This window comes from Armatimonadota bacterium (assembly GCA_016869025.1).
In the GTDB taxonomy this organism is placed as follows: Bacteria; Sysuimicrobiota; Sysuimicrobiia; order Sysuimicrobiales; family Humicultoraceae; genus VGFA01.
In genome coordinates, this window is sequence record VGFA01000001.1 from 250,924 (window position 1) to 262,810 (window position 11,887).

Below are 11,887 nucleotides of genomic sequence, written 5' to 3' on the forward strand. Positions count from 1 at the left end.
ACCGGCGGGATGGCCGTTGCCCGCCGCTTTCTTCGGTTCTTCCAGGACCGCGGCCACACGGTGGTCGCCAGCGCCTCGCTCGTGCCTGCGGGCGACCCCACGCTGCTGTTCACCAATGCCGGGATGGTGCAGTTCAAGGACGTCTTCCTGGGGCTGGAGCAGCGGTCGTACGTGCGGGCGGCTTCGATACAGCGCTGTCTCCGCGTCAGCGGCAAGCACAACGACCTGGAGCAGGTTGGACCGAGCCCGCGCCACCACACGCTGTTCTTCATGGCAGGCAACTTCAGCTTCGGCGACTACTTCAAGCGCGAGGCGATCGCCTACGCCTGGGAGTTCATCACGCAGGAGATAGGCGTCGCGCCCGACCGTCTGATCGCCACGGTGCTGGACGATGACGACGAGGCCTTCGCGCACTGGAGAGCCGTCGGTGTGCCCGAGGATCGGATCATGCGCATGGGGGAGAAGACCAACTTCTGGTCCATGGGCGAGATCGGCCCGTGCGGCCCCACCGCGGAGCTGCACTACGACTGGGGTCCGCAGCGCTGTACCTGCGGCCGTTCGGACTGCAGTGTGGCCCTGGACAACGATTGCCAGCGGTGGCTGGAGATCTGGAACCTCGTATTCATGCAGTACAACCAGGCGCCGGACGGCACGCGCACGCTCCTGCCCAGGCCGGGCGTGGACACAGGATTGGGCATCGAGCGCATCGCCGCCGTGGCGCAGCAGGCGGCCACGAACTACGACACCGACCTGTTCGCGCCGATCGTGGAGCGCGTGCAGGGCCTGCTTGGGCACACCGACGTCCAGCGACAGCAGGCCGTGGTCGCGTACAGGGTGATCGCCGACCACGTCAGGGCAGGAACGTTCTTGGTCGCAGACGGAGTGATGCCAGGCAACGAGGGCCGCGCCTATGTGCTGCGCATGATCCTGCGCCGTGCCATACGGTTCGGTCGCCGCATCGGTTTCGAGGGACCGTTCGTAGGCGAGGTCGCCGATGTCGTGATCGAGCAGATGGCGCCGGACTACCCTGAGCTGGTCACGCGGCACGAGTTCATTCTCAAGATCCTCGGGGCCGAGGAGGCCCGCTTCGCACAGACTCTCTCGGCGGGCCTGGAGCGGGTGGCCGAGGTCGTGGAGGCGACGCAGGCGCGGGGCGGGCGCGTGATCTCCGGCCCGGACGCGTTCCGGCTGTACGACACCTACGGATTCCCTATTGAGATGACGCGAGACCTGGCAGGCGAGGCAGGCCTTGGCATTGACGAGGAGGGCTTCCGGCAGGAGATGGAGGAACAGCGCCGCAGGAGTCGCGAGGGCGCAGGGGGACCGCCGGGAAGGGGCGCGGCGGGCGTGGAGGCCGCCGCCCTGGATGACCTCCCGGCCACCACGTTCGTCGGCTATGCTCGCTATGACTCGCCGGCAACGGTGCTGGCGGTGTTCCGAGACGGGATGCGCGTTGATGAAGCCGGCACCGGGTACGAGGTCGTCCTCGTGCTGGACCGCACACCGTTCTACGCCGAGGCCGGGGGCCAGGTGGGCGATTCGGGCATCGTGACCGCGCGGGGGCTGCGTGTTGAGGTAGGCGATGCGTGCCGCCTGAATTCTATGATCACCGGCCACGCCGGGCGTGTGATCTCGGGCCGCGTCCGTGAAGGGATGCGTGTGCGGGCCGGCGTTGAGAGGGAGAGGCGGGACGCCATAAGACGCAACCACACCGCGACCCACCTGCTGCACCAGGCGCTCCAGGAGGTGTTGGGCGAGCACGCGCAGCAGGCGGGCTCGCTGGTGGCGCCCGACCGCCTCCGGTTCGATTTCACCCACGCGGTGGCCCTTACGCCACAGGAGCGCGCTCGGGTGGAGCGCCGCGTGAACGAGATGGTGATGAAGGCCAGACCCGTGCGCGCGGCCGCCATGACGCTCGACCGCGCGCGTGACCTGGGGTCAAAGGCCCTCTTCGGTGAGAAGTACGGCGAGGTCGTCCGCGTGGTGTCGGTAGAAGGGTACAGCCGCGAGCTCTGCGGCGGAACCCACCTGACCAACACCGGGGAAGTGGGGTTGTTCACCATCATTTCCGAGAGCGGTGTGGCCGCGGGCATCCGCCGGATTGAGGCCGTGACCGGGTGGCGCGCCTACGAGCGCGCGCTGGGCAACGAGCAACTCCTGGCGGAGATAGGCACATCGCTGCGTGCCGCGCCCTCAGAGGTGCTCGAGCGCGTGCACCGTCTGAGCGATCAGGTGCGCGCCCTTGAGCGCATCGAGAGACAGCGCCAGGCAGGCGAAATCGGCGAGACTCACCATGATGAGGCCGACGTTGGTGGCTTGCGGGTGGTCACCGCCCGCCTGGAAGACGGTGCCGCCCACGACTCCCTGCGCGCTGCGGGCGATCGTCTGCGTCACCGTCTGGGCAGCGGGGTCTACGTGCTGGCCAGCGCCTCGGGCGATCGGGCCAATCTCGTCGTGATGGTTACCCCGGACCTCACCGGGCGCGGTGTGCGCGCCGACGCCCTTGTTCGAGCGATTGCTGCCCGCATGGGAGGCACCGGAGGCGGGAAGGCGGAGCTGGCACAGGCGGCCGGCCGCGACGTGGAGCGGCTCGACGAGGCCCTGGCGTCCGCCGCCGCCGAGGTGAGGCGCCTGGGTGCGACATCCTGAGGGGCCGCGGGTTCTGGCAATAGACCCGGGCGAGCGACGGCTCGGGATCGCGATCAGCGATCCCATGGGGCGTATCGCCCTGCCCCTCGAAGTCCGCGGGCGCAAGGGGTGGTCAGGCGACCTGGCCTACGTACGAAAGCTGGTTGAGACGTACGGGGTCGCGGAAGTGGTTGTGGGAAGACCCCTGACCGCGAGTGGGACCGTGGGTTCCCAGGCGGAATCGGCCGCCCGTTTCGCCCTGCGCCTGCGCGCGGCGCTTCGGATACCGGTTGTTGAGGTGGACGAGCGCTTCTCGACCGCGGGCGCGGACAGGGCAATGCGCGAGGGGGGCGCCGGCGGCCGCGAGCGGCGCAGGAAGCGCGACGCGGTGGCGGCGGCGTTGATCCTGCAGCCCTACCTAGATCGCCGCCGCCGGCCGTTGCCCGGCTCGGATGAAGGTGTTATGCTCCCTCCGTGACTGGCCGATCTGCGGGGAGGAGGGGGCTGCGGACGGCAAGGGCCGGTGGGCTTGGAGGTGTTCTGTGATTGAAGAAATGGAAGTGGTAACGCTGGAGGACGAGGACGGAATCGCGCACCGGTTCAGTGTGGTGGACATCGTGGAAGTCGAAGACCGTCGCTACGCCGTTCTGCTCCCTGAGGATGAGGAAGACGCGGCCGCGGTCATCTTCAGAGTGGAGACCCCCGAGCATCTTGTGCCGATTGAGGACGACGATGAACTGAGCCGCGTGGTGGCCGCGCTCGAGGAGACCGCCGGGTACGGGGAGATCATCCTTGAGGAGGGCGGCGAGGACCGCGATGACCTGGACGTTCTCGACGATCTGGCCGGCGAGGCCCAGGCCAACGGAGACCGGGCGGACGACGAGGATGAGGAGGACGAGTAGACTGCCCCGCGGCCTCCCATGATCGGTACGGGCGTCCTGTGCCGCATCAGGCTCCGGCGCGCGGTGTTGTCGGTGGGCATCGCGGTCGCCGGTGCCGTGTTTCTGGGCGCGGCGGCTGCCGCGCTCCTGTGGTGCGAGATGCGGCCTCCCGGAGGTCCGGACCGCTCCCGCACCGTGGTCGTGCCACCGGGGGAGACCACCTGGCAGATCGGCCGTCGTCTGGCCGAGGCCCGGGTCGTGCGTAGCGCGCGCGCCGTGGTGATTGCGGCGCGGCTGCGGCGCGTGGACGGCCGGCTCCGCAGCGGCGAGTACGCGCTCAGCCCGGCGCAGAGCGCCTGGCAGATCGTGGGCGTCCTGGCTCGGGGCGAAGCGATCCTGCACCGCATCACCATCCCAGAGGGGTTCACGGCGGCTCAGATCGCCGATGCCCTGGCAGAGGCCGGGCTGGCAGATCGCGATCGGTTTCTGGATCTGGCGTTGCGCTCGGAAGGATACCTCTTCCCCGACACCTACCTCCTGCCGCGTGGGCTTGGGGAGCCGGCGCTCGTCGCACGGTTCCTGGGCAGGTTCGATGCCGTGATCGGCGCCGATCTGCGCGAAGCGGCGCGCGCGCGGGGCCTGAGTCTCCACCAGCTCGTAACGGTGGCCTCCATGATCGAGCGGGAAGCCCGGGTTCCGGAGGAGCGCGCGGTGATCGCCGGCGTGATCTACAATAGACTGCGCCTGGGCATGCGCCTGGAGATAGACGCCACCGTGCTCTACGCGCTGGGGCGGCACAAGGCCGAGCTCGCGCTCGCGGACCTCGCGGTTGACTCGCCGTACAACACCTACCGGAATCCCGGTCTGCCGCCCGGACCGATCGCCAACCCTGGCCTGGCTGCGGTTGCCGCTGCCGCGGCACCGGCTGAGACACCGTTCCTGTACTATGTCCTGCGGCCCGACGGTTCCCACCACTTCAGCCGCACGCTGCGGGAGCACCAGGACGCGATCATACGGTACCGGAGATGAGCAACCTCCTGCGCCTGCTCGCGCCCCGGTACTGCGTTGACGCGGTGTTCGACCTTACGCCATCGCGGCTGCGGGCCTGGGGAATCGAGGCGCTCATGCTTGACCTGGACAACACACTTGTGGCCTGGGGCAAGAGCGAGCCGCCAGAGGAGGTTCTGGCCTGGCTGGAGGACCTCCGGCGGTCAGGCATCCCGGTCTGCCTCGTGTCCAACACCCTCTCGCGGCGGCTGCGCGCCGCCACCGTGGCCTTGGAGCTGCCGGCGGCACCGGGGAGATCGAAACCCAGCGCCGACAAGCTGCGCCGTGCGTTGCGCATCCTTGGTACCTCACCGGATCGAACGGCTATGGTAGGCGACCAGCTCTTCACGGACGTGCTGGCCGGGAACCGGCTCGGCATTCCCACCATCCTGACCGGGCCGCTGTCGCCGTACGAACCCCTGCGCGTTCGCTTCGTGAGGGCGATCGAGCGATTCGTGCTGCGCGCGCTCGCTCGCAAGGGAGTTGTGCCGGTCCGGCCGCAGGTCTGACCTTCCGGCTTCGCGGGCATACAGAGTGTGCCCTTCGAGATGCCTCGCGGGGTCAGCAAGGGGTGCGGGATGAACCCAGACACCAGGGTGGAGTGGTGGCCCCTCTACGTTCGGGCGCTGACCGCGCTGTTTGGAATCTCCGTGATCTTCACCGGCGTGCCGGCCGGGACCACAATCGCGTCGCCACTCACCGTGGCGCTGCTACTCGTGCTGCTGGTCGCCGCGGGCCTGCCCAGCGTGGTGGCGCCACGTCGGATCGGCGGGTTTCCCCTAGCACGCCACTCCGGGATCATGCTGGAGCTGCTCGTTGTATCCCTCATCGTGTTCGAGACCGGGGGCAAGACCAGCTTCTTCTACTTCCTGTACGTGCCGGTTCTGATCTTGGCGACGGCCGGTCGTGGGATCGTCGCCGGCGTGATCAGCGGCTGGGTGGCCGCGACGGGCTTTGCGATCGCCGCAGGCCTGGAGAGCGGGACGGCAGCCGGTTCGCTCCCGCGCGGCATGCTTCTGGTCCTGGCCGGCGTCTTGATCGGGATAATCGAAGAGCGCCGGGCCGAAGGCGCGGCGTCGGTCCTGCACGGCGTCGAGGCGCTGACACGGCAGGCGAGCACAGCCGCCGAGTTGCGCGCGGCTGTCACAACAATGGCTCCGCTGGACCTGGCCGGCCGTGCCCGTCATCTCCTGGAGCGATCGCTGCGCCTGGCCGATGCCAGTCACGGGCTCGTGGTGATGCTCGATGGCGACGGACAGCCGGTCGTCGAGGCCGGCATCGGCGCAGATGGTGTGGCCCGGGCCGCGGGTGATCACCTCCCGGCGACCGGCGTTCTCGGCATCGTGCTTCGATCAGGGTTGTCCCAGACGGTGGCGGACGCGGGCAGGGACGCGGGCTGGGCCGGCGTTCTTGGGGAGGACGGCGCGCGCTCTGCCGCCCTGATTCCGCTCGCCCTGCAGGGCACGCCGTTTGGTGCCCTCCTGCTGGCGCGCCACGATCTCAGGTTGTTTGCCGGCGATCAAACCGAAGCGGCGCGTGCACTGGCCGAGACGGCCGCGCCCCTACTGTGGGACGCCCGGGCCGTGGCGCAGTCTCGCGATTTCATGTTGAGCACCGTGAGGACCCTGGCCGCGGCCCTGGAGGCCAAGGACCCTTATACGCGGGGCCACTCGCAGCGTGTCGCGACCTGTGCCGTTGCCATCGCGACAGACCTTGGGCTCCCTACGGAGGAGATAGAGCGGATCCGCTGGGCGAGCATGCTGCACGACATCGGGAAGATCGCCACACCGGAGGCCATCCTGCGCAAGCGCGGCTCGCTGACCGATGAGGAACGGGCGGTGATGAACCAGCACCCCGAGCGCGGCGCCAGCATCCTGAGAGAGATGCCTCCATTCAAGCCGCTGGCCGATGACGTTCACTACCACCAGGAGGCCTACGACGGGACTGGCTACCCCGAAGGGCTGGCCGGTACTGAGATCCCGCTCGGCGCGCGCATCATCCGCGTGGCGGACACGTTCGATGCCGTGACTTCGCACCGTCCCTACCGTCCAAGCCGATCCGTGGAAGAGGCGATAGCCGAGCTGCAGAGGATGGCTGGGAACACGCTCGATCCGGTGCTCGTGGAGGTGTTTCTCCGCGTCCTGAGGGAGAAGCCTCCCTTTGAGATCCAGCTGCGCCTGTGGCGGGAGCGCTCGTAGTGCGGGCTGGTCAGAAATCGTGGGCGGAGGCGGCCGCGACCGTTGTGTTCTGGCCGGCCCTGGCGCGAGCCAGGGCCTCCTCGGCTCGCTCCAGCAGTTCCTGGGAGTTGTCGGCGTCTTGAGGGTAGCACGCCAGGCCGATGCTCACGGTGAGGGTCAGCGGATATGGGTGGCCCGGGGGTACAAACAAGGTGCGCTCGACCGACCCGCGAATGCGCTCCGCCAGGGCAAACGCTCCCTCCAGAGAGGCCTCGGGCAGTATCAAACCGAACCTCCCAGAGCCCAGAGCAGCCCGGAGGTCAACCACCCGTGTCTCGTTCGTAAGGATGTTGGCAAGATGCACGGTCAGGGCCCGGTCGGCCTCGCTTCCAAGGGTGTCACCGATCTCTTCTTCCTGGTCAACCGCAACCAGGGCCACCGCGAAGGAGCGCTTGAACCGGCGGCTCCGCGTCAACTCGCGCTCTGCCGCTGTTGCGAAGTGCGTCGCCTTGAACAGGCCCGTCTGTGAGTCAACGATGATCTGGTGCCGCGCTCGCTCGCGCAACTCGTCGAGGTGGCCCTGCACGGCAAGGCCTCTGCGCGACCACTGGCGCTCGTACCGCTGGATCACCTCGAGGATGCCCGATGAGATCAGGCGGTTGAGGAAGTTGACGACGTCGGGATCCTGGTCGCCGGCCGCCGGGTCACTGGAGAGTAAGTCAAGCACTGTGGGCTTGGCCTCCAGGAGGGCGCGGATCACCTCCTCCAGCGGCGTCTCCAGGGCAAGCGCTTCCCCGCTGAATCTGCCGGCGAATTCGATGAAGGGCTCTACCTGTCCGGCGGCAGCCGCCTCGGCAAGAGCGTCCATACCGGCCTGGGTATGCCGCTCTATTCGCTCGCCGTCCTGCCAGATCTGCCCGCGCGTGGGAGCGGCCACGAGGTTGCGGGCCCAGTGCGCCGCCAGCAGCCGGCGCCGCGTGCGAATGAGGTCAAGGACAACACGGTTCATCGGGGCATCTTCCCGGTATGTTACGATGGTGGGCAGCGCAACTCCTGTAACGCAGGGAAGGATGATGCCGCGGTGAACGGTCTGTGTGGCGCGGGCGGACCATGAGCACGAGGCTGAGGGGCATCCTGCAGGGGTTGGTAGGCGACGACACGCGGGCAGTTGTACTGCTTGGCGCCGACGGCCGCGCGGTTGAGACCGTGGTGAAGGGCGGCGCCCATGACCCGAGCACGTTGTCCGACGACCTGGTCGCGCTGTTCAAGGTTGGCGCCTACTGCGCCCGCAAGATGGACGGGGGCGAGATGGACTACCTGGCCGTGACCACCGAGAGCCTGGCCCTGCTCGTTGCGGCAGTTGGACCGGCGCACTACCTGGCGGCGGTACTGGATGCGGGCGGTAACGTCGCCCGCGCCCGGCTGGCGATCCGTCGGTGCAAAGCCGAGATCACGGAAGAACTGGGATGAGAAGAACCCTTTGCCTTCTGGCCGTCTGGCTTGCCGTCCTGGCATTGCTTCCCGCGGGCGCGGCCGGCGGCACGGTCAGGTCCGATGCGCTGCGCGAGGGAGCGGCGCTGTTCGCGCGGGGCAGGATGGCCGAGGCCGAGGCAGTCTTCGCTCGCGCCGTGAGCCGCCATCCTGGTTCGGCACACGGCTGGCTTTGGCTGGGTGTGGTCCAGTTCCACGCGGGCGACAACGAGCGGGCCGAGCGGTCGTTCTCCCGGGCGGTTCGACTCTCGCCGCGCGACGGCTTGATGCTGCTCTGGTGGGGTCACGCGCTGGTTCGGACAGAGCGCACCGCGGAGGCCGGTACGGCGTTCCGGCACGCCCTGCTGGCGCGATCCCCGGCCCAGGTCCGCGACCTAGCCCACCAGGCGTTACGCGCGCTGGGTCCGTTGCCGCACCCCGCAGCGCAGGCTCCGCCGGGACAGGCCCCGGTCGAGCCGCCCTTGGGCGCGCCTCCCAGCGCGCCGCCTTGGGTGCTGGACGCGGCGAGCTACAATGCCATCGCCCGCTTCTACAACCCGCGCCTCACGCACGAGCAGTCGGTTGCCATCGGCCAGGCGCTTCTGGGTTACAGCAGGCACTTCAACGTTGACCCTCGCCTGGTGGTCGCCCTCGTGGTTATCGAGTCCGGATTCCAGCCCGCGGCGCGATCGCGGGCCGGCGCGATAGGATTGGGCCAGCTCATGCCGGCCACCGCCCGCTCGCTCGGGGTGGACGCCTGGGACCCGGTGCAGAACCTCTATGGAGCCATTCGGTACCTGCGCGGCAATCTTGATCGTTTCGGTTGGAGCAATGCCCACCTGGCGCTGGCGGCCTACAACGCGGGCCGGGGCGCGGTTGAGAAGCACGAGGGAATCCCCCCGTACGCGGAAACCCAGTGGTATGTGACGAACATATCAGGTCTATACCGCCGGCTCCTGACGATCCCGGGCGAAAGCCTGGAACTCTCACGGCGGCTCTAGGCAAGTTAGGGAGGGACTAGGCGGAGTCTCGAGTGGGAAGATAGCCAGTAGCAAGCAGCCTCCGAACGGGCAAACCCGCCGTGAGGCGGGGACGCAAAGCCAACAGGGCCTGGAAGACCCAGGTTGCGGGTTTCCAGGTCGGCTGGGTTGCCGAAGGGGAGGTACTCCCAGCCTTCCGGCCCCAGCCGGGAGGCGTTTGTATCATGGAGAACGTCAAAGGGTATCGCACAGTGGAAACCCTCCGCATTCAGTGCAACGAGGCCATCCAGGCCGGGGCGGCCCTCTTCGCCGGGATGTGCGGCGACGAAGTGGATCTGGACCTGCTTGTGGCGTACCTGGCCGCGCGCGGCTTCGACGGTGGCGTAATAGTTGGAGATCAGGAGGCCGACGGCGTGCTCTGGTTCCAGGAGGGTACGCCCCGCGAGGTGTGGGTGTTCGAGGCGGGCGACATTCCGGAAGTGCTGCTGAACGGTCCGGGGCGCAACCGGCTCAGGGATCTGGCAGCACGCGGTGGCCAGGTCAGCGTTGTGGCGTGCGAGCCACCCACCGTGCCGCCGGAGTTCCTGGATTCCTCAGACGAGCAGGAACCGCAGCCCGCGGTCGCCACCGAGCCCCCGGCCCACCCATGGCCGGTCATCCTGGAGCATGTGGCAGTGCGCGTCGCGCGCAGCCGTGGTCCCCGCCTGGCAGCGCAGTTTGCGGCTGCCCTGAACCGGGCGCTGGAGCGGCACGGGGGCGGCATGGATGGTGAACGGGTTCACGCGCCGCAACTGCCCGAGTCCACCTGGCGCGTCATAGTGGAGGCGGCCTGCGCGCCGGTCGTGGCGATCGCAGGCCGCGCGTTCACCGACCGGACCATCGCCGCATCCGAGCGCGAGGTTGCGGGTGGAGGGGACGAAGCACAATCTGCTCAGGCCGCTGTTGGGACCGAAGGGGAGGGGACGCCGTGACGCGGCGGTCCTGGTTGCCGAAGGCGATCATCGGTCCACTGGCGGTGGCCGCGGGAATTACCTACGGGCTGGACGGTGGTGGGCCAGGTGTGCAGGTTGCGCGGCACGTGATGGGTGCCCTGCTGCAGCTCCTGGCGCCGCTCGTGGCCGGGCTTGGGTGTCTGACCGCGGCGCGGGCCTACGCGCGCGGCGACCGCGAACGCGCGGTCTGGATGACGGGCGCATGGGCCACCCTGGCATGGGCAGCAGGCCGCGCGGTCTTCACAGGCCACGAGTGGATCGCAGGAAAGGCGCTTCCCTTCCCATCCCTGGCAGACGGGTTCTTTGTTGCTTTCTACCTGCTGCTGGGCACGGCGCTCTGTCTGGAGGCCCGGCTTGTCTGGCCCGTGGTCGAGCGGCCGGTCCGCAGAAACCTGGCGGTGTACGGCGGCCTGGCATGGGCGCTTGCCCTCTCTATGGTCCTGGTATCGGTCGCGCAGAGTCAGGCATCTGTATTGGAGAAAGCGCTGGCCGCGTTCTACCCGGCCGCGGCCGTGTTGCTCGTGCCCGCAGGCCTCCTGCCCGCAGCCGGTTTCCGCGGAGGTACCTCGGCGTACCCGTGGCTTGCGGTGGCGATGGCAGCGGTCTGCCTCGCCGCGGCAAGCTTTGGGTTCACCTCCCTTATCCGGCATGGGCTGCACCCGGCCGTACACCGGGCAGATGCGCTCTGGGTCGCCGGTTTCGTCTTCCTAGCGGTCGGCGGATTCTGGCAGCGGGCCGCGCTCGAGGAGGCCTAAGCCGCCGTGTCGTCCTCGAACGGGTCCGGTATCTTCCACTACGCGTGGACGCGCGGGCTGGCCGCCGTCGTGGATGCACCGGCGCGCCGGACTGCAGCGGTCTTCGGACCGGGCGGCTGGGAGCAGGGCCAGCCCGGAACGGTGCTGCCCTCCGGCGTACCCCCTGGCGCGGAAGTGGTCCACCTGGCGCTCCCCGAGTGGCTGGCAGAGCAGATCGCCGGCCTGCAGTTCTCGGCCGGGGGGTTGCACACCGAATTCGTCCGCCTCGATCATCTGATAGAGCGGCTGTGCTTACAACGCTCGGACGCCGTGGTCCTGGTCATGGGCGAGAAGCCGTCCGTCTACGTGGTCGCGGACGGTCAGGTCACCCAGTGCGGAGAAGGTACCACGCCTCTGGGTGAGGCATCAGGGTGGATCGTGGTGTTCTCCGGGCATGTGCGTGCGCCCGCGGCACGGCCGCCCGCTGTTGAGGAGCCGCGGGTCGCTGTTGATGAGCCACGCGCCGCCGCGGCAGAGCAGCCCGCTCCCGCATCAGAGCAGCCCGGCGCCGCTGACGAGACCTACTTCGTTCCTGCCGCCGTCCGGAACTCCACGCCCGAGGAGGTGGCGGCCAGGATTCTGGAGGTGGCAGGGCCGGCAGGCCACGCGGTGACCGGGTTGCTCGACGGTTCGCGCACTGTCTCGGCGGTTTCAGCCACAGCCGGCGTAACCACGGAACAGGCCCGGGCAGTGGTCGGAGTGTTGATGGCGCACAAGCTCGCCTTCCGGTATGTCGGCAGGTCAAGGTCGGCCCCTGGCACAGGGACCGGCAGTTCAGGGTAGAAGTTTGACTACGATTCAGACATAAGTTCGGATAGAGGCTGAAGCGGGCTTCCGGCGGGTATTCCAGCCAGTAGGGGCGGGGTCGTCAACAAGAACCTTGACGACCTCGTGCTTTTCACCTAGGATCAGGGTAGT

The 11,887-nt window shown here is 68.6% G+C and carries 12 protein-coding genes and 1 riboswitch; of the genes, 11 read left to right on the forward strand and 1 reads right to left on the reverse strand.

All coding sequences use genetic code 11. The features are described from left to right. Positions 1-9 precede the first annotated feature (9 nt). The 6 genes from alaS (at position 10) to FJX73_01285 (ending at position 6,754) form a co-directional block, all read left to right on the forward strand. Positions 10-2,649, forward strand: coding sequence for an alanine--tRNA ligase (alaS, locus tag FJX73_01260; protein MBM3469411.1), 2,640 nt, complete (start codon positions 10-12; stop codon positions 2,647-2,649). After that, positions 2,636-3,106 carry a Holliday junction resolvase RuvX gene (ruvX, locus tag FJX73_01265; protein MBM3469412.1) on the forward strand — a complete coding sequence of 157 codons (471 nt, stop codon included), beginning with the start codon at positions 2,636-2,638 and terminating at the stop codon, positions 3,104-3,106. Before alaS ends, ruvX begins: the two co-directional genes overlap by 14 nt. A 64-nt stretch (positions 3,107-3,170) precedes the next feature. Then, the gene (locus FJX73_01270) at positions 3,171-3,530 is read left to right on the forward strand and encodes a DUF1292 domain-containing protein (GenBank protein MBM3469413.1); all 360 of its coding nucleotides are present in this window, start codon (positions 3,171-3,173) and stop codon (positions 3,528-3,530) included. Between the two features lie 18 nt (positions 3,531-3,548). Beyond that, the gene (gene mltG / locus FJX73_01275; GenBank protein MBM3469414.1) at positions 3,549-4,538 is read left to right on the forward strand and encodes an endolytic transglycosylase MltG; all 990 of its coding nucleotides are present in this window, start codon (positions 3,549-3,551) and stop codon (positions 4,536-4,538) included. After that, a complete protein-coding gene (locus FJX73_01280; protein ID MBM3469415.1) occupies positions 4,535-5,065 on the forward strand; it encodes a YqeG family HAD IIIA-type phosphatase in 531 nt (176 codons plus the stop codon). Before mltG ends, FJX73_01280 begins: the two co-directional genes overlap by 4 nt. 39 nt (positions 5,066-5,104) lie before the next feature. Next, positions 5,105-6,754, forward strand: coding sequence for an HD domain-containing protein (locus FJX73_01285; protein ID MBM3469416.1), 1,650 nt, complete (start codon positions 5,105-5,107; stop codon positions 6,752-6,754). Between the two features lie 10 nt (positions 6,755-6,764). Here the strand turns inward: FJX73_01285 and FJX73_01290 are convergent, their stop codons facing one another. After that, the gene (locus FJX73_01290; GenBank protein MBM3469417.1) at positions 6,765-7,742 is read right to left on the reverse strand and encodes a diguanylate cyclase; all 978 of its coding nucleotides are present in this window, start codon (positions 7,740-7,742) and stop codon (positions 6,765-6,767) included. Positions 7,743-7,843: 101 nt separating this feature from the next. Between FJX73_01290 and FJX73_01295 the strand changes: the two genes are divergently transcribed. From FJX73_01295 to FJX73_01315, 5 genes are all read left to right on the forward strand, one after another. Next, positions 7,844-8,203 (forward strand): hypothetical protein, encoded by a 360-nt coding sequence (locus tag FJX73_01295; GenBank protein MBM3469418.1) that lies wholly within the window; start codon positions 7,844-7,846, stop codon positions 8,201-8,203. After that, a complete protein-coding gene (locus tag FJX73_01300) occupies positions 8,200-9,204 on the forward strand; it encodes a tetratricopeptide repeat protein (GenBank protein ID MBM3469419.1) in 1,005 nt (334 codons plus the stop codon). The genes FJX73_01295 and FJX73_01300 overlap by 4 nt, the downstream gene beginning before the upstream one ends. A 58-nt stretch (positions 9,205-9,262) precedes the next feature. Next, positions 9,263-9,359, forward strand: a riboswitch (cyclic di-GMP riboswitch). Between the two features lie 48 nt (positions 9,360-9,407). Then, a complete protein-coding gene (locus tag FJX73_01305) occupies positions 9,408-10,154 on the forward strand; it encodes a hypothetical protein (GenBank protein ID MBM3469420.1) in 747 nt (248 codons plus the stop codon). After that, a complete protein-coding gene (locus tag FJX73_01310) occupies positions 10,151-10,930 on the forward strand; it encodes a hypothetical protein (GenBank protein MBM3469421.1) in 780 nt (259 codons plus the stop codon). Before FJX73_01305 ends, FJX73_01310 begins: the two co-directional genes overlap by 4 nt. 6 nt (positions 10,931-10,936) lie before the next feature. Next, entirely contained in the window at positions 10,937-11,752 is an 816-nt protein-coding gene (locus tag FJX73_01315; GenBank protein MBM3469422.1) for a hypothetical protein, read from the forward strand. Positions 11,753-11,887 lie beyond the last annotated feature (135 nt).